Genomic DNA, 17,970 nt, shown 5'->3' with positions numbered 1-17,970 from the left:
GCTCGAGGTGCTGGCACGCCAGTTCGACGAGATGGAAGATGACTACCTGCGCGAGCGCAAGGCTGATCTGGAGCAGGTCGTCGAGCGTGTGTTGCGTGCGCTGTCCCAGGAGCGGGGTGACACGCCTGCGCCCGTCACGCCACGCGACTTTGCGGGCGAGGATCCGCTGCTACTGGTGGCCGCCGACATTGCGCCGGCCGACATGATCCAGTTCAAGCGCAGCGTCTTCCGCGGCTTCATCACCGACATTGGTGGCAAGACCTCCCACACCGCCATCGTCGCGCGCAGCATGGATATCCCGGCGGTGGTGGGCACTCGCGAGGCCTCGCGCCTCATCAGGCAGGATGACTGGGTCATCATCGATGGCGACGCGGGCACGGTCATCGTCAATCCTTCGCCCATCGTCCTGGAGGAGTACCGCTTCCGCCAGCGCCAGAGCGAACTGGAGCGCGCGCGGCTGGGGCGCCTGCGGCACACGCCGGCCGTCACGCTGGATGGCGAGCACATCGAATTGCACGCCAATATCGAGATGCCTGCCGACGCGGAGGCGGCAGTGGAATCGGGAGCCACGGGCGTCGGGCTGTTCCGCAGCGAGTTCCTGTTCATGAACCGTGAGGGCGAACTGCCCAGCGAGGAAGAACAGTTCGCCGCCTACAAGGCTGCCGTCGTGGCGATGAAGGGCATGCCGGTCACGATTCGCACCGTCGACGTGGGGGCGGACAAGCCGCTGGATCGGTTGACGGTCAACGAACTGCGCCACGAGCATGTGCTCAACCCGGCGATGGGCCTGCGTGCCATCCGTTGGAGCTTGGCCGAGCCGAGCATGTTCCGTCAGCAGCTGCGCGCCATCTATAGAGCGAGCGCCTTCGGCAAGGTCAGACTGTTGATCCCGATGGTGGCGCACCTGTCGGAAGTTCGGCAAATCGTCGAGACGGTGCGCAAGGTGCAGCAGCAGTTGACCGATGCCGGCCATGCCTACACGCGCGTCGAGCTGGGCGTCATGATCGAGATCCCGGCCGCAGCGGTCATGCTGCCGCTGCTGCTGCGGCATGTGGATTTCGTCTCCATAGGAACCAACGACCTGATCCAGTACACCTTGGCCATCGACCGTGCCGATGAAGCAGTTGCCCATCTCTACGATCCCTGGCATCCGGCAGTGCTGCAGCTGATCAGCCAAGCCATCGCCCGGGCGCGCGCGGCGGGCAAGGGCGTCAGCGTTTGCGGCGAGATGGCGGGCGACCCCGTCTTTACCGAACTGCTGTTGGCCATGGGCCTGCGCAGTTTCTCCATGCACCCGTCACAGATTCCTGCCGTCAAGCAGCGCATCCTGCGCGCTGACGCGCAGCGCCTTGCTACGGCCCTGCCGCACATCCTGGACAGCGACGATCCTCAGGCCACCGCCGAGAAGGAGCTGGTCGTTGCTCGCAGCGCAGTAGCTGTGCATTGACTGCGATGGCTATTTGCGCCGGGCCGCTCGGCTGCCGAGGGCAACCGCCACGGATGGCTGCCTGGTTCCGAGTTAGGCGTACAGGTTGCTGATTACCTCAATCGCTGGGAATGGCCGCGCCAGATCAAATTGCCAGACGATCTTGCGAACACAGAAAAACCTATGCTACAGTCGTGGGCTTCGCTGATCACAACGCAGCGCTTGCCGGGAACGGCGGATGGTTGTGAGGTGGTTGGTGGAGCTGGGCCGAAAGGTCTGGATGGCGAGCTGGAGAGTTCGTTGGGTGCTGAAGAGTTCTGAAAAGAAATTTTCGCAAAGTACTTGACGATGCTGCGAAAGCAGATCAAAATCTCGCCTCTTTGCTGCTGACGAACAAAACGCGAAAGCGAGTAGTTTGGAGGTGGTGAAGGAAAGCAAGTCGATGAGTATGGAGAAAGAAATTTTCGAAAATACTTGACGACGACGCAAAAAGCAGATTAGAATCTCGCTTCTTTGCTGCTGACGAATCAAACTGATTTGACAGCGACGCGGATGGAACAAAGCAGCGAATGCTGACGAGTTTCAAGCGCGATGTTCTTTAAGAATTCACAGCCGATAAGCGTGGGCGTTTGAAGTGAAGTGATGTTGTCAGGTGACTGATGACGGTCCTTCGGACTTTAAACGCTCACGGAAATTAGATTTGAACTATGCAAATGGTTTAAGTCGATTCCGTTGAGTAAATTCAAGATCGAACTGTAGAGTTTGATCCTGGCTCAGAKTGAACGCTGGCGGYAKGCCTWACACATGCAAGTCGAACGGTAACAGGTTAAGCTGACGAGTGGCGAACGGGTGAGTAATATATCGGAACGTGCCCAGTCGTGGGGGATAACTGCTCGAAAGAGCAGCTAATACCGCATACGACCTGAGGGTGAAAGCGGGGGATCGTAAGACCTCGCGCGATTGGAGCGGCCGATATCAGATTAGGTAGTTGGTGGGGTAAAAGCTCACCAAGCCAACGATCTGTAGCTGGTCTGAGAGGAYGAYCAGCCACACTGGGACTGAGACACGGYCCAGACTCCTACGGGAGGCAGCAGTGGGGAATWTTGGACAATGGRCGCAAGYCTGATCCAGCCATRCCGCGTGSGKGAAGAAGGCCTTCGGGTTGTAAACCGCTTTTGTCAGGGAAGAAAAGGTTCTGGTTAATACCTGGGGCTCATGACGGTACCYRAAGAATAAGCACCGGCTAACTWCGTGCCAGCAGCCGCGGTAATACGWAGGGTGCAAGCGTTAATCGGAATTACTGGGCGTAAAGCGTGCGCAGGCGGTTATGCAAGACAGATGTGAAATCCCCGGGCTCAACCTGGGAACTGCATTTGTGACTGCATAGCTAGAGTACGGTAGAGGGGGATGGAATTCCGCGTGTAGCAGTGAAATGCGTAGATATGCGGAGGAACACCGATGGCGAAGGCAATCCCCTGGACCTGTACTGACGCTCATGCACGAAAGCGTGGGGAGCAAACAGGATTAGATACCCTGGTAGTCCACGCCCTAAACGATGTCAACTGGTTGTTGGGAGGGTTTCTTCTCAGTAACGAAGCTAACGCGTGAAGTTGACCGCCTGGGGAGTACGGYCGCAAGRYTGAAACTCAAAGGAATTGACGGGGRCCCGCACAAGCGGTGGAKKATGTGGTTTAATTCGATGCAACGCGAARAACCTTACCTACCCTTGACATGTCTGGAATCCTGAAGAGATTTGGGAGTGCTCGAAAGAGAGCCAGAACACAGGTGCTGCATGGCYGTCGTCAGCTCGTGTCGTGAGATGTTGGGTTAAGTCCCGCAACGAGCGCAACCCTTGTCMTTAGTTGCTACGAAAGGGCACTCTAATGAGACTGCCGGTGACAAACCGGARGAAGGTGGGGATGACGTCAGGTCATCATGGCCCTTATGGGTAGGGCTACACACGTCATACAATGGCCGGGACAGAGGGCTGCMAACCCGCGAGGGSRAGCYAATCCCAGAAACCCKRTCKYAGTCCGGATYGKAGTCTGCAACTCGACTSCRTGAAGTCGGAATCGCTAGTAATCGCRGATCAGCTTGCYGCGGTGAATACGTTCCCGGGYCTTGTACACACCGCCCGTCACACCATGGGAGCGGGTTCTGCCAGAAGTAGTTAGCCTAACCGCAAGGAGGGCGATTACCACGGCAGGGTTCGTGACTGGGGTGAAGTCGTAACAAGGTAGCCGTATCGGAAGGTGCGGCTGGATCACCTCCTTTCTAGATAGATCGCGCCTCGTCATTACTTAGGTAGTGGCAGAGCAAGATCACACTAAAGAGCGAAAGCTCAAGCACTTTGCTTTAAGCGCCCACACTTATCGGCTGTCACACAACAGTGAGTGAAATTGCGTGAGCCTGTTGAGCTGGCCTCGACAGGCTGGCGACAACAACAGAGTTCATGCGCATGGTTCGCGTGGGTCTGTAGCTCAGTCGGTTAGAGCACCGTCTTGATAAGGCGGGGGTCGCTGGTTCGAATCCAGCCAGACCCACCACGGCAAGTCGCAAGATTTGAACCGGGGGATTAGCTCAGCTGGGAGAGCACCTGCTTTGCAAGCAGGGGGTCGTCGGTTCGATCCCGTCATCCTCCACCAGTTTCACTTACTCAGTTGGTAAACCTTAGCGAATAGCAATGTTCGCTGAGGTTTACCAGCTCTGGTCTGCAAAGATCGGCTGTTGTTCTTTAACAATTTGTAGAGTCGAATCAGCGCTGTTAGCGGAAAGTACCTTCTGGTACACCGTGCCGCTAACGGCGATTTTGATTGCGTCAAACATAGACTTCAACTAAGCAAGAAATTGATTAGGTATGAAGAACGGCGTAACGCGTGAATACTCAAATAACAATCCGATGAAACAAGATCGGATTGAGTCCTTGACGACAGTGCAGTCAGCGCTGTCAAAGTTATAGGGTCAAGTGACTAAGTGCATGTGGTGGATGCCTTGGCGATTACAGGCGACGAAGGACGTGATAGCCTGCGATAAGCTTCGGGGAGCTGGCAAATTAGCTTTGATCCGGAGATTTCCGAATGGGGAAACCCACTCCGCAAGGAGTAACTCTGACTGAATACATAGGTCATTGTGGCGAACCGGGTGAACTGAAACATCTCAGTAGCTCGAGGAAAAGACATCAACCGAGATTCCGAAAGTAGTGGCGAGCGAAATCGGAGTAGCCCTCGCGTTTTAGCAGTTTGTATATCAGAACGGAATGGAAAGTCCGGCCACAGCGGGTGATAGCCCCGTATGAGAAATGCAGATTGTGGAACTAGGCGCGAATAGAGTAGGGCGGGACACGTGAAATCCTGTCTGAATATGGGGGGACCATCCTCCAAGGCTAAATACTCGTAATCGACCGATAGTGAACAAGTACCGTGAGGGAAAGGCGAAAAGAACCCCGGGAGGGGAGTGAAATAGATCCTGAAACCGCATGCATACAAAAAGTAGGAGCCCGCAAGGGTGACTGCGTACCTTTTGTATAATGGGTCAGCGACTTACATTCAGTGGCGAGGTTAACCGAATAGGGAAGCCGTAGAGAAATCGAGTCCGAATAGGGCGAATAGTCGCTGGGTGTAGACCCGAAACCAAGTGATCTATCCATGGCCAGGATGAAGGTACCGTAACAGGTGCTGGAGGTCCGAACCGACTAGTGTTGCAAAACTAGCGGATGAGCTGTGGATAGGGGTGAAAGGCTAAACAAACTTGGAAATAGCTGGTTCTCTCCGAAAACTATTTAGGTAGTGCCTCAAGTATTACCATCGGGGGTAGAGCACTGTTTAGGCTAGGGGGTCATGGCGACTTACCAAACCTATGCAAACTCCGAATACCGATGAGTACAGCTTGGGAGACAGAGCACCGGGTGCTAACGTCCGGACTCAAGAGGGAAACAACCCAGACCGCCAGCTAAGGTCCCTAAAATTGGCTAAGTGGGAAACGAAGTGGGAAGGCTAAAACAGTCAGGATGTTGGCTTAGAAGCAGCCATCATTTAAAGAAAGCGTAATAGCTCACTGATCGAGTCGTCCTGCGCGGAAGATGTAACGGGGCTAAGCCAGTTACCGAAGCTGCGGATGTGCAATTTATTGCACGTGGTAGGAGAGCGTTCTGTAAGCCTGTGAAGGTGGGTTGTGAAGCCTGCTGGAGGTATCAGAAGTGCGAATGCTGACATGAGTAGCGTTAAAGGGGGTGAAAAGCCCCCTCGCCGAAAGCGCAAGGTTTCCTACGCAACGTTCATCGGCGTAGGGTGAGTCGGCCCCTAAGGCGAGGCAGAGATGCGTAGCTGATGGGAAACAGGTCAATATTCCTGTACCGATCAATAGTGCGATGTGGGGACGGAGAAGGTTAGCTCAGCCAACTGTTGGATATGTTGGTTCAAGCGTGTAGTCGTGCCCCTTAGGCAAATCCGGGGGGATTAGATGAGGCGTGATAACGAGTCTGCTTGCAGACGAAGTGAGTGATACCCTGCTTCCAAGAAAAGCCACTAAGCTTCAGCTATTGACGACCGTACCGCAAACCGACACTGGTGCGCGAGATGAGTATTCTAAGGCGCTTGAGAGAACTCTGGAGAAGGAACTCGGCAAATTGACACCGTAACTTCGGAAGAAGGTGTGCCTTTAGTAGGTGATCCATTTACTTGGTGAGCCCAATGAGGCCGCAGAGAATCGGTGGCTGCAACTGTTTATTAAAAACACAGCACTCTGCAAAGACGAAAGTCGACGTATAGGGTGTGACTCCTGCCCGGTGCTGGAAGATTAAATGATGGGGTGCAAGCTCTTGACTGAAGTCCCAGTAAACGGCGGCCGTAACTATAACGGTCCTAAGGTAGCGAAATTCCTTGTCGGGTAAGTTCCGACCTGCACGAATGGAGTAATGATGGCCACACTGTCTCCTCCAGAGACTCAGCGAAGTTGAAATGTTTGTGATGATGCAATCTCCCCGCGGAAAGACGGAAAGACCCCATGAACCTTTACTGTAGCTTTACATTGGACTTTGAACAGATCTGTGTAGGATAGGTGGGAGGCTTTGAAGTCAGGTCGCTAGATCTGATGGAGCCAACGTTGAAATACCACCCTGGTGTGTTTGAGGTTCTAACCTTGTCCCGTTATCCGGGATGGGGACAGTGTATGGTGGGCAGTTTGACTGGGGCGGTCTCCTCCCAAAGTGTAACGGAGGAGTTCGAAGGTACGCTAGATACGGTCGGAAATCGTGTCGATAGTGCATTGGCATAAGCGTGCTTGACTGCGAGACTGACAAGTCGAGCAGGTACGAAAGTAGGACAAAGTGATCCGGTGGTTCTGTATGGAAGGGCCATCGCTCAACGGATAAAAGGTACTCTGGGGATAACAGGCTGATACCGCCCAAGAGTTCATATCGACGGCGGTGTTTGGCACCTCGATGTCGGCTCATCTCATCCTGGGGCTGTAGCCGGTCCCAAGGGTATGGCTGTTCGCCATTTAAAGAGGTACGTGAGCTGGGTTTAAAACGTCGTGAGACAGTTTGGTCCCTATCTTCCGTGGGCGCTGCAAGATTGAGAGAGCCTGCTCCTAGTACGAGAGGACCGGAGTGGACGCACCTCTGGTGTATCGGTTGTCACGCCAGTGGCATTGCCGAGTAGCTAAGTGCGGAAGAGATAACCGCTGAAAGCATCTAAGCGGGAAACTCGTCTCAAGATGAGTCTTGCCGGGGCCTAGAGCCCCCTGAAGGGTCGTTCGAGACCAGGACGTTGATAGGCTGGGTGTGGAAGCGCAGTAATGCGTTAAGCTAACCAGTACTAATTGCCCGTGAGGCTTGACCCTATAACTTTGAGAGTCTGTGCGCAGCACGTCTCAAGGTGAGTGTTCAAGTTATGTCGTTCTTCGAAGCTACGAAGACGCAATCAAATTAAGCTGATTCCGCTGCCAAGCGATAAAACTTGCAGCGTGCAGATTGGATAAAACCAAGTTCTGCTGACTCTACGAATTGGGTTTATTGACCATGTCAATGAACCAACCAGTCAAGCCTGACGACCATAGCGACTTGGTCCCACTCCTTCCCATCCCGAACAGGACAGTGAAACGAGCCAGCGCCGATGATAGTGCGGATTCCCGTGTGAAAGTAGGTCATCGTCAGGCTATTTACCCCTCAAAACCCCTCCAGCTCAGGCTGTGAGGGGTTTTGTTTTTGGGTGATCTGAATATTCAGCCGGATTCAAGAGTGCGCGGCAAACGAATCGGGCGGTGATGAGCAATGCCGCCTGCCGCCTGCCGACATGGGCAGATTTCGGATGCCCGTTGGGTGCTGTTGCCGTATTGAATTGGTGGCGCCAATTCAGGCCCACTCAAAACAAATCAATTTGCGGAGCCAGGGGCGCCGCAGGCAGTTCCCAACTCGCGACTTCGCTGTAGCGGTAGCCCGCCCCGTCACCCTCGCTGCGGACAAGCAGCACGCGATCGATGGTCCAGTCGATGGGTTCTATCGCGATGGGCGCATCGGCGATTGCGGCGAGATAGCTGAGGGTGATGTGCGGCGCGTCTTGCGCCGACGCGCTGAGCCCTTGCTTTGCGAGCGCGGCGTTGATGGCACGTAGCAGATCGACGAATCCGGCCGGCATCCCTCTCGGCTTCAATGCGGAATAGCCTTGGTTGCTGACAATCCAGCTGAGCGTCATGGTGACAGCGTGCGCCGCGATCAAGCCACCCGCCCGCAGCAGGAGTTGTTCCACCTCCGGCATCTCGTCCGGCCAATAGCGACCCGACAGTGACTGATGCCAGTTGGCGCGCGCAACCAGCAAGGTGCGCAACCGCTGGTCCAAATGGAGTCCCTGAATTGCCGTTTCGATGCAGTCTCCTGCGTCAGCCGACGGGCAGGCCATGAACAGGTAGCGCGGCCGGCTCATCGGGTCCCCCGCCTCTCATCAAGACGATTTGTAATCGGTGGCGTCCGCTCAGTCACCTTAGTCCCTCACGCGCGACCGCCGCCCAGCGACTGCCGCACGAAGCGAACCAACGCACGTGCGGTTTCCGAGCCGCTAGGCAGCGGCAGGGTCAACGCTTGCACAGTGTCAATACCGGCCAGCATGCGCCATCCGGGCAGCACGTCGACCAGCGCAGCTGCCGCCAACGAGCCCAAGCTCGGCGTCCCGGCCGCTACTGTGCCGTCTTCATCCTGCAGCGCCCGCAGCGGCTCCACGCAGAAATCCGGTGCGATGACCAACCCGGCGCCGTGGCGCGCCAGGGCGACAAGCCCGTCCAGGTCGCTGCCCCAGGCCACCGCCTGCAGCGACACGCTCTGCCGTCGGCCGTCGTCGTGCTGCCACTCGGTGACGAGGGGCTCCTCTCCCTGGCCCAGCAGCAGCAGGGGCGCGTTGGCGAGATCCTGGGGCTCTTGCGCAGATGGGTGTCGGCCGCGACCGTAGACGCGCACCACAAAGGGCAGCACCGGCTGAGCGACCCATTGCTCGGGTGGCCTGCTGGTGACGCGGAAGGCGATGTCCAGCCCTTCGCGCATCAGGTCCACGCGGCGATCCGTGAAGAAGAGTTCGTAGCGCACGGCCGGGTGCAGCAGTTGGAAGCGCGCGAGCAAAGGCGCGAGCACATGCCGGCCAAAACCGGCGGTGGCGCTGATGCGGATCGTGCCGTCGAGCTGGTCGCGCGCGTGCCGCAGGGCCAGGCGGGCGCTCTCTGCCGCATCACGAACGGCGCGGGCACGGGCGTGGAGGCGCCGGCCGGCCTCCGTCAGGCCCAGGCTGCGCGTGCTGCGAGCGAACAGCGCCAGGCCGACTGCGTTCTCGATAGCCGCAATGCGGCGGCTGATCGCCGCGCGTGTCAGCCCGAGGTCCCGCGCCGCCTGGGCAAAGCTGCCGGCCTGGGCAATGCGTGCGAAAAGCTCCAGCGCATTCGCGTCCAAAGCCTCTTCGGCAGCGGTCTGGCGGCGTCGGCCGACGCCAGGCGGGACGGGGTTCTTTGTCGACATTTTGTTGACGATCTGGGGCTTGTAGACGATCTACTGCTTGAAAAGTTGCCAATCTAGACTGCCTCCACCGCCGCCACAAGCGCGCTGACCCGAGGTTCCGATGAACAGCCTTCCCTTGACCCCTGCCGATGCGCTGCCGCTGCCCATTCCGGCGACAAGTGCACTGGACCTGGACGACACCCACGCCCGCGACCTGCAGGTGCGTGTCTGTCYGACGCCGCTGCGTTGCAGCGATGGCCGCCTGCTTGCGGCGCAGTGGTTTGAGCCCCCGCATGCCGTCGGCGTGCGCGCGGTGGCCGTGATAGGGGCCGCAACGGCGGTGCCGGCCAGCTATTACCGCCACTTCGCGGAGTGGCTGGCCAGGCGCGGCTATGCCGTGTTGAGCTTCGACTATCGAGGCATCGCTGCCTCGCGCGAGGCCCTGCAGCCCGGCGAGGACGTGCGCCCGCGGGATTGGGCTCGGGTGGACATGGGCGCAGCCTTGCACGCGGCAGACAAGCGTCGGCGCGAGGAGGCTGCGGCCCAGCGCCGCGAACTCGGCCTGCTGTGGGTCGGGCATTCGCTGGGCGGCAACTCGGTCGGCCTCGTGCCCGGCTTCGAGGACAAGGTGGATGCGCTGCTTGGCGTTGCGGCCCAGGTGGCCTACCTGGGGCATTGGTCGGGCTTCGCGCGCCTGCAGGCCTGGCTGTTCTTCCATCTGATGCTGCCGGTCGCAGTGAGGCTGTTCGGCCATGCGCCCGGCCGCATGCTCGGCCCGCGCGCCGAGAAGCTGCCTGCTGCCGCGGCGCTCGAATGGGCCGCGTGGGGGCGAAAGCCCGGCTTCCTGTTCGGCGACGAAAGCCTGGCGCGCGAGCGGAGCTACCACCGGTTTACCGGCCCGGCGCATCTGTGGAGCGTCACCGACGACCATCTTTTCGGTCCGGCCGCCGCCGTCGACGCGCTGGCCGGCCATTTCAGCGCCGCGCGCGTGCAGCGCCATGCCGTCGCTCCGGCCGATCTGGGCGTCAGCAAGATCGAGCATTTCGGCCCCTTCCGACGTGACCTGGGTGCCAAGCTTTGGCCGCGCCTGCTCGAGCCCATCGAAGCCGCGACACCTCGGCTTGCAGCACGCTTGCACTCGGCGTAAGCACCGCTGCGGTGCACGCTTGGGCGCGGCTAAGGTCGCGTCATGATTGACGACCGCTTTCTTGCCGACAACACCGCCGTGCTGCGCGCGCCGGTGCGGTTCTATTTCGACTTCTCCTCGCCCTATTCCTACATCGCCTCGGAGTGGATCGAGGCCGTCGCCGCCCGGCATGGCCGGCGCGTGCAATGGCATGCCATCCTGCTCGGCGTGACCTTCCAGGCTGCAGAGCTGAGATCGCCCGTGGCTCACCCGATCAAGCGCGACTACACGCTGCGCGACTTCGAGCGCTCGGCCCATTTCGCCGGACTGCCCTACCGTCAGCCCGATGCCTTTCCGATCGCGACGCAGAACGCGGCGCGCGTGTTCTGGTGGCTGAGTGATCAGGACCCGGCCCGCGCCGTCGCCTGGGCGCACGCCGGGCTGCGCGCCTATTTCACGCGCGGTGTCTTGCTCGGTGATGTTGAGGCACTGAAGGGGCTGTTGGCCGATTCCGGCATTGATGCCGACGCGGCCGAGGCCGCCTGGAGCGACCCGGTCTGGAAGAACCGCCTCAAAGCCGAGAACGACGCCGCCATTGCCGCTGGCGTGTTTGGCGCGCCTCATTTCATCGTCGACGGGGAACCCTTCTGGGGCAACGACCGCCAGGCCCAGATCGAGCGTTGGCTGGGCAGCGGCCCGTTCAAGGGACTGGCCTGAGGATGTTCACGCTCGCGTCATGACATACGGGCAGCATGCCCGCCATGCCGACGACGCAAGACTCCGCTGCCGCCGACACGCCCACGCTGTCGGTGCGAACCGTCTGGATCTCTGACCTGCATCTGGGCACCCCCGGTTGCCAGGCCAAGGCCCTGCTCGACTTCCTGCGCGACGTCGAGTGCGAGACGCTCTACCTCGTCGGCGACATCATCGACGGCTGGCAGCTGCGCCGCTCCTGGTACTGGCCGCAGGCGCATAACGACGTCGTGCAGAAACTGCTGCGCAAGGCGCGCAAGGGCACGCGGGTCATCTTCATCCCCGGCAACCATGATGAGTTCGCGCGCAAATACCTCGCGCACAACTTCGGCGGCGTGGACGTGATGGAAGAAGCCATGCACGTGACGGCCGACGGCAAGCGGTTGTGGGTCACGCATGGCGATTTGTATGACGGCGTCATCCAGTGCGCGCGCTGGCTGGCTATTGCCGGCGACCTGGCCTACGAGTTCACGCTCAAGGTCAACCGCTGGTTCAACCGCATCCGCGCCAAATGCGGCCTGCCGTACTGGAGCCTGTCGCGCTATCTGAAACACAAGGTCAAGCGCGCGGTCAGCTACATCAACGAGTTCGAAAACGCCGTTGCCCGTGAGGCCAGGAAGCGCGGTGCGCACGGCGTTGTCTGCGGCCACATCCATCATGCGGAGATCCGCGACATCGACGGCATCCTCTACTGCAATGACGGCGATTGGGTGGAGAGCCTGACAGCCCTCGTCGAGCACTTCGACGGCCGGCTGGAGATCATCGACCGAGGCGACGAAGCGGCATTGCCCGGCATGCTGCCTGCGCCGAAGACCGTGCCTGTGGCGCTGCCGATGCCGGCAGCCACGAAGGCCGCGGCACCGGATACGGTCAGCTCAGCCTGAGCAATGCCTGGCCGGCGCGGATCTGCACGCCCGGGGCAATGCCCTCGGCCAGATCAAAGCCCTTGGGCACGAAGACGATGATGGTCGAACCGTGCTCGAACCAGCCCATCTCCTGGCCTTTCACGTGCGGCGCCGAGCAGGGCATCTCGTTCGCACCCTTGTGGCCGAGATGCAGCAGCACGTCGAGGAAGTGCAGGCGGATGCTGGCCACCAGGATGGCCGCGACAGGCACCAGCGCGATCGGATGACCGCTTGAGAGCGTCATGCGCACCACGGCGCGCTCGTTGCGACAGAACAGCCGTTCCACACGCTTCAGTGCCACCGGATTCACGTTCCACGTGTCTCCGCTCAGATAGGTCACATGCTCCACCGTGCCGTCCGCCGGCGCGTGGAAGCGGTGGTACATCGCCGACGTCAGCCGCAGCGTGACGAAGCGGCCGCCCTCGAAGGCGCAGGCGTCCTGCGTCGGCCCGAACAGCTCTTCGGTCGAATACGGGAAGCCCTTGGCCTGGTAGACCATGCCGCGCTCGACGACGCCGGTTGCGCCGATGATTGCGTCGCTGGGGCTCGCGAACACGTCCGGTCGTGGATCGAACCTGCGCGAGCCGAGCTTCAGCTCGCGGGTGAAGCAATCCTTCAGCGAACGGAAGCTCTGGTGCTTGGCCTCGCTCAGGTCCAGCGGCGTGAACATCCGCCAGACGGCAATGGTCAGCCGCGTCAGCCACGGGCTCTCGATGCGGGAGAAGCGCCCCATCATCCGTGTGAGCGCGATCCGCGGCACGCGGTTGGTCAGCAGGAAGTTCAAGTCTTCCTGCGCCACGAGGCGTTTGAACCATCCCCGGCGGGGCCGCGCGTGGTCATTCATCCCGACGCTCAGCGCGGGCGATGCTTCGCGGTCTTTCATCAGAACTTCTGCTCCAGCATCTCGCGGAAAACGCTGCGGCGAATGGCCTTGGCGGTCAGCTCRGGCGCTGTCCACCACCAGCCGTCRGCRCGCATCTCGTCGCACGCGGCGACRAAGCGGTYCATGACCTCGGCGAACTCGGCGTCGCCGTAGTTCAGGCTGAAGATCAGCCGCCCGGTACCCACCCAGCTCAGCGCCAGGCCGTGCTTGCGCAGATAGAACTGCAGCATCCAGTGGTAGCGGCCGGGCTGGTCGTACATCACGGTCCAGATCGTCGACAGATTGGCCATGCGCACAGGCGCGCCGGCCGTCTGTAAGCGAGCATTGAATTGCGCGCAGCGCGCGTTCCAGCGCTCGTCGAGGCCGTCGTACAGCGAGCGGACCTCGGGGCGTTCGATGCGCTTCAGGAAGGATGCCATCGCTGCGACCACATAGGGGTGAGCATTGAAGGTGCCGCGCGCAAAACAGATGTCGGCCGGCCGGTCCTCGCGATAGCGCTGCATCAGCTGGCGGCTGCCGCAGACGACACCCACTGGCAGCCCACCGCCCAGCGTCTTGCCGTAAGTGACGAGGTCGGCCTTGACGCCGAAGTACTGCTGCGCGCCGCCCGGTGCGAGGCGAAAGCCCACGAACACCTCGTCGAAGATCAGCACGATGCCACGCGCCGTGCAGACCTCGCGGAGCTTCTTCAGCCACGCGGTGTAGGCCCCGCGGTCGTAGCTCGCGCGGCGGCTGCCGTCGATCAGCGCGGAGTCGCCCGGCGCATTCGCATTGGGATGCAGGGCCTGCAGCGGGTTGACGAGCACGCAGGCGATGTCGCGCCGCGTGGCCAGCACTTTCAGTGAGCGCTCCGCCATGTCCTGCAGTGTGAAGGTCTCGCGCGGCGGCAGCGGATTGCCGGGGCCGGGCTGCACGTCCTCCCACCAGCCGTGGTAGGCGCCGGCAAAGCGCACCAGGCGCTTCTTCTTCGTGTGATACCGCGCCAGCCGCACGGCCTGCATGACCGCCTCCGTGCCGGACATGTGGAAGCTCACCTCCTCATGGCCCGAGATGGCCTTCAGCCGCGACAGCACATCCAGCACGCAGGGGTGGTAGGCACCGAGCACCGGGCCCAGTTCGCGCGCCGTGGCCACGGCCTCGTCGATGCAGGCCTTATAGGCGTCATAGCCCAGCACGTTGACGCCGTAGGAGCCCGTCAGGTCGTAGAACCGGTTGCCGTCCAGGTCCTCCACCTGCACGCCTTCGCTGTGCTGCAGGAAGGCGCCCACCTTCAGACGCTCGCGCAGCACCGGGCTGAACTGGAAGGGCACGCGGTAGCGGCCCGTGAAGCGCAGATCAGAAATGGTGTCGCGCGCTTGTTCGGTGGCCGCGAGCGTCTTCGCGAAGCGGCTGTCGAACTCGGCGCCCAGGCGCTGCAGTGCGGCACGCCGTTGGGCAGCAACTTCCGTCGGTGCGCCGTCAGCGGCGAAAAACTGCGCCTCGTCGTAGGCATAGCCCGGCACCCAGCGCGCCAAGCGCTTGGCCATGCGCGAGTGCCCGGCCAGTGAGCGGTGCTTGGCCCGCGACAGCTCGATGCGCCGTTTGACCGCCGGCAACAGCGCGAGCACGCCCAGGGCCAGCGCCGAAAGAGTGAGGGTCTCGTCCATCAGCTCAATGCGCCTGCTGGCCCACGTGGTCCATCGGATCGATCAGCTGGCCGCGCAACAGGAACAGGGGCGCCTTCCAGTACAGCATCACGTCGTGAAAGGGGTCGGTGATGATCTTGAAACCCCAGGCCAGGCCCTGCATCAGGTTCTGCGTGACCCACAGCTGCACGACGCGGAACACCAGGCCCGTCACGCCCAGGCAGAACCAGGCCATGCCGACGTCCTCGATAAAGCCCTGCAGGCCTACGGCAGGCTGGATCAAACCGCCCAGCGACGGCGACAGCCACAGCACCAGCGGCAGTGCCACCCAGACCGACATCAGCACGATCTTGCGGCGGATGTTGTAGCCAATCTTGATCTCTTCCTTGTACTCGTCGGTGGCCTTGTTCACCTCGTCATAGCCACGCGGCTCGAAGAAGAAGTGGCCCGCCTGGCGCGTCGTCATCGATACGCACCAAGCCAGCAGTGCCGACCACGCGGGATTCACGAACAACAGCGCATACGACACCAGGAAGCTCAGCGCGCTGATCAGGTGCAGGCTTTGGTTGATGCGGCTGTGGTGGTAGTAGCGGTGGTCGTCCCAGCGCTGGGTCTTCAGGGTTTGAAAGAATTCGTTCACGTCCCGTCCTCGTGTTTGGGTGGCTAGCGGCGCGATGGTGGGCTGCTTGCGTGAAATCGGCGTGACGGTCCGGTTGTCATCGTGCTGTTGCATGAACTGCTGACCATGCGCGCATGAACACCCCACCCGACGCCGACGACATCCTGGTTGACGACTTGCCCGCGCCGCGCCATTCGCGTCGGCTCGCGGTGGTGACGGAGACCTATCCGCCCGAAGTCAACGGCGTCGCCATGTCGATGGCTCGCGTCGTGGACGGTCTGAACCGCCGCAACCACGACGTGCAGCTCATCCGCCCCCGCCAGCCAGCCCGGATGGGCATGCAGCCCACCGGCAAGCCCGAGATCGACGAAGTCCTGACCAAGGGCCTGCCCGTGCCGCTGTATCCCAACCTGCGCATGGGTGTGCCCAGCAAGCGCAGCCTCGTGAAGCTGTGGTCGCTGCGCCGTCCCGACGTCGTTCACATCGCGACCGAAGGGCCACTGGGTTGGTCGGCACTCCAGGCGGCCCAGCACCTGTCGCTGCCCGTCACGTCCGACTACCGCACCAACTTCCATGCCTACGGCAAGCACTACCGCCTGGGCCTGCTGTCCAAGCCCATCATGGGCTATCTGCGCAAATTCCATAACCGCTGCRACGCAACCATGGTGCCCACCGAGGCCATGCGCGTGCTGCTGGCCGAACGCGGCTTCGAGCGGCTGTCGGTGGTGGGCCGTGGTGTCGATACGCAGCGCTTCGATCCGGCGCGACGCAACGCTGCGATGCGCGCAAGCTGGGGCGCCGCGTCTGACGACCTGGTCATAGGTTACGTCGGCCGCCTGGCCCCCGAGAAGAACCTTGGCGTCGTGCTGGCCGCTTTTGAAGCTGTGAAGCGGCTGCAACCGCGTGCCCGCCTCGTCTTCGTCGGCGACGGGCCGATGCGTGCCGAGCTGGCGGCGCGTGTTCCCGACGCCGTGTTTGCAGGACAGCGCGGTGGCGACGATCTGGCGGCGCATTACGCAGGGCTGGACCTTTTCCTATTTGCAAGCCTGACCGAGACTTTCGGCAATGTGACGACCGAGGCCATGGCCAGCGGCTGCGCCGTCATCGCCTTCGAGAGTGCGGCTGCGGGCGAGTTGATCCGTAGCGGCGTGAACGGCTGGCTGGCCGGGCCGGGCAAGGAAGACGCCTTTGTCGCGGCGGCGGGCGTTGCCGCCATGGACGCCAACGCCCGCCGGGTGGTGGCCGAGGCGGCGCGAGCCACGGCAAGGCGATTGGATTGGGCCGATATCACGGCGCGTTTCGAATCGGTGCTGGAAGGCGCCATCGCGCGCGGCGAGCCGGTGTTCCGACTGACGGGTTTGCAGGCCGCGGCCTGACGCGAGGAGCCTCTAGGCGCGGCTGCGGGTGTCCACCCAGATCAGCGCTGCAATCGCGCCCGCAACCAGCACGCCCAGCCCGCTGAGCGTCACCGCGATCGGCACACCCGCGGCTTCGCAGCCGGCATAGGTCGCCAGCATCGCCAGCACGCTCAGGTTTTCATTGAACCCCTGCACGGCGATGGACCGCCCCGCGCTCAGCAGCGTCGCGCCGCGGTGCTGCAGCAGCGCGTTCAGGGGCACGACCATCGCGCCACCCACGGCGCCGACCAGAGCGAGCACGACCGCGGCCGTTGCCACCTCGCTGACCTCGGCCACCACTGGCATCAGCAGGCCCAGTGCGATGCCGGCCCAAAGCCCATGCCGCGCCTGGTGCAACGCCAGCCAGCGCCCTGCCGCCGCCGCGCCGCCGATGACGCCCACCGCCACCGCCGCCTGCAGATAGGCTGCCTGGCTCAAGGGCAGCGCGAGTGCCTCGCCAGCCCATCTCAACACCGCGAACTGCAGCGTCGCGCCGACGCCCCAGAACAGCGTCGTTGCCGCCAGCGACAAGCCACCCTCGCGGTCGCGCCAGAGTGTGCGGTTGGCAGCGCGGAATTCGCGCAGCAGCGTCGCTGGATCGTGCGCGACGCTGCGCTGGCGCCGCCCGCTGTCGGCGATGCCGGCGTTCAGCAGGCTGGACACCGCATAGATGACGAGCAGGGCCGCGAGCGAGCCCGTCAGCTTGTCGGCCGGCAGGTTCAGGCCATCGCAGAAGTCGGCCATGCCCGAGGCCAACCAAAGGGGGCTGACCAGCGCGCCGCCCAGCACCGCGCCCAGCAGTGCCGCGGAGACGACGCTGATCTCGATCCAGCCATTGGCCTTCACGAGCGCTTCGGGCGCGGCCATCTCGGTGATCAGGCCGTACTTGGCCRGCGCATAGGCCGCAGCGCCCAGGCCGACCACCGCCAGCGCCGCCACCGGGTGCAGGCCGAGGGCCAGCAGCGCCAGGCCGAGCATCTTCACGAGGTTCATCGCGGCCATCACGCGGCCCTTGGCGAAGGCGTCGGCCAGTGGCCCGACCCAGGGCGCGAGCAGCACATAGGCGGCCATGAAGCCCACCTTCAGCAGTGGCGCCCACCACAGCGGGAAGCCCTGCTGCGCGAGCAGCGCGATGGCGACGATGAGCAGGGCGTTGTCGGCCAGCGCCGAGGCGAACTGCGCGCCGATGACGAGGCCGAAGCCGCGCGGCAGGGCGGGGCGTGCGGCGCAGAGTGAGTGGGTGTCGGAGGAGGTGGCGTGCACG

General features: G+C 61.9%; 11 protein-coding genes, 2 tRNA genes and 3 rRNA genes. 10 read left to right on the top strand and 6 right to left on the bottom strand.

Translation table 11 applies throughout. The features are described from left to right. From ptsP to rrf, 6 genes are all read left to right on the top strand, one after another. The coding region (ptsP, locus tag ACXJKJ_RS24815) for a phosphoenolpyruvate--protein phosphotransferase (protein WP_457393311.1) at window positions 1–1,447 on the top strand (1,447 nt) is incomplete at its 5' end. Between the two features lie 729 nt (window positions 1,448–2,176). Next, window positions 2,177–3,700: ribosomal RNA gene (locus tag ACXJKJ_RS24810) — 16S ribosomal RNA — on the top strand. A gap of 195 nt (window positions 3,701–3,895) precedes the next feature. Further along, window positions 3,896–3,972, top strand: a tRNA-Ile gene (locus ACXJKJ_RS24805). A 23-nt stretch (window positions 3,973–3,995) separates the two neighbouring features. Continuing rightward, window positions 3,996–4,071, top strand: a tRNA-Ala gene (locus ACXJKJ_RS24800). A gap of 314 nt (window positions 4,072–4,385) precedes the next feature. Beyond that, window positions 4,386–7,264: ribosomal RNA gene (locus ACXJKJ_RS24795) — 23S ribosomal RNA — on the top strand. 202 nt (window positions 7,265–7,466) lie between these two features. Then, window positions 7,467–7,579 (top strand): 5S ribosomal RNA (gene rrf, locus ACXJKJ_RS24790). The 16S, 23S and 5S rRNA genes sit together here with 2 tRNA genes alongside, the layout of an rRNA operon. A 206-nt stretch (window positions 7,580–7,785) precedes the next feature. Here rrf and ACXJKJ_RS24785 read toward each other — a convergent pair. Next, window positions 7,786–8,343 carry a 2'-5' RNA ligase family protein gene (locus ACXJKJ_RS24785; RefSeq protein ID WP_457393309.1) on the bottom strand — a complete coding sequence of 186 codons (558 nt, stop codon included), beginning with the start codon at window positions 8,341–8,343 and terminating at the stop codon, window positions 7,786–7,788. Window positions 8,344–8,408: 65 nt separating this feature from the next. Beyond that, on the bottom strand, window positions 8,409–9,419 hold the full coding sequence (locus ACXJKJ_RS24780; RefSeq protein ID WP_457393307.1) for a LysR family transcriptional regulator: 1,011 nt from the start codon (window positions 9,417–9,419) through the stop codon (window positions 8,409–8,411). Window positions 9,420–9,519: 100 nt separating this feature from the next. On the opposite strand from ACXJKJ_RS24780, the gene ACXJKJ_RS24775 reads away from it, so the two are divergent. From ACXJKJ_RS24775 to ACXJKJ_RS24765, 3 genes are read left to right on the top strand one after another with little or no spacing between them, the layout of a single operon-like run. Continuing rightward, the gene (locus ACXJKJ_RS24775; protein WP_457393305.1) at window positions 9,520–10,545 is read left to right on the top strand and encodes an alpha/beta hydrolase family protein; all 1,026 of its coding nucleotides are present in this window, start codon (window positions 9,520–9,522) and stop codon (window positions 10,543–10,545) included. 42 nt (window positions 10,546–10,587) lie between these two features. Continuing rightward, a complete protein-coding gene (locus tag ACXJKJ_RS24770; RefSeq protein ID WP_457393303.1) occupies window positions 10,588–11,241 on the top strand; it encodes a DsbA family protein in 654 nt (217 codons plus the stop codon). 44 nt (window positions 11,242–11,285) lie between these two features. Next, window positions 11,286–12,161, top strand: a complete 876-nt coding sequence (locus tag ACXJKJ_RS24765) for a UDP-2,3-diacylglucosamine diphosphatase (RefSeq protein ID WP_457393301.1) — start codon at window positions 11,286–11,288, stop codon at window positions 12,159–12,161. Here ACXJKJ_RS24765 and asd read toward each other — a convergent pair. The 3 genes from asd to ACXJKJ_RS24750 are packed head-to-tail and all read right to left on the bottom strand — an operon-like array spanning window position 12,148 to window position 15,330. Then, window positions 12,148–13,065: an archaetidylserine decarboxylase gene (gene asd, locus ACXJKJ_RS24760; protein ID WP_457393299.1), complete on the bottom strand. Its 918-nt coding sequence runs from the start codon at window positions 13,063–13,065 to the stop codon at window positions 12,148–12,150. The genes ACXJKJ_RS24765 and asd overlap by 14 nt on opposite strands. Next, window positions 13,065–14,711 carry an aminotransferase class III-fold pyridoxal phosphate-dependent enzyme gene (locus ACXJKJ_RS24755; protein ID WP_457393297.1) on the bottom strand — a complete coding sequence of 549 codons (1,647 nt, stop codon included), beginning with the start codon at window positions 14,709–14,711 and terminating at the stop codon, window positions 13,065–13,067. The genes asd and ACXJKJ_RS24755 overlap by 1 nt, the downstream gene beginning before the upstream one ends. A 4-nt stretch (window positions 14,712–14,715) precedes the next feature. Next, window positions 14,716–15,330: an Mpo1-like protein gene (locus tag ACXJKJ_RS24750; RefSeq protein ID WP_056194663.1), complete on the bottom strand. Its 615-nt coding sequence runs from the start codon at window positions 15,328–15,330 to the stop codon at window positions 14,716–14,718. A gap of 113 nt (window positions 15,331–15,443) precedes the next feature. On the opposite strand from ACXJKJ_RS24750, the gene ACXJKJ_RS24745 reads away from it, so the two are divergent. Further along, a complete protein-coding gene (locus ACXJKJ_RS24745; protein ID WP_457393295.1) occupies window positions 15,444–16,685 on the top strand; it encodes a glycosyltransferase family 4 protein in 1,242 nt (413 codons plus the stop codon). 12 nt (window positions 16,686–16,697) lie between these two features. On the opposite strand, the gene lplT is transcribed toward ACXJKJ_RS24745, so the two are convergent. Then, window positions 16,698–17,969, bottom strand: a complete 1,272-nt coding sequence (lplT, locus tag ACXJKJ_RS24740) for a lysophospholipid transporter LplT (protein WP_457393293.1) — start codon at window positions 17,967–17,969, stop codon at window positions 16,698–16,700. Between the last annotated feature and the right edge of the window lies 1 nt (window position 17,970).

It is taken from the genome of Roseateles sp. P5_E1 (assembly GCF_054049335.1).
Note: the sequence above shows the minus strand (reverse complement) of the source record. Positions and strands in the feature narration are given on the sequence as shown.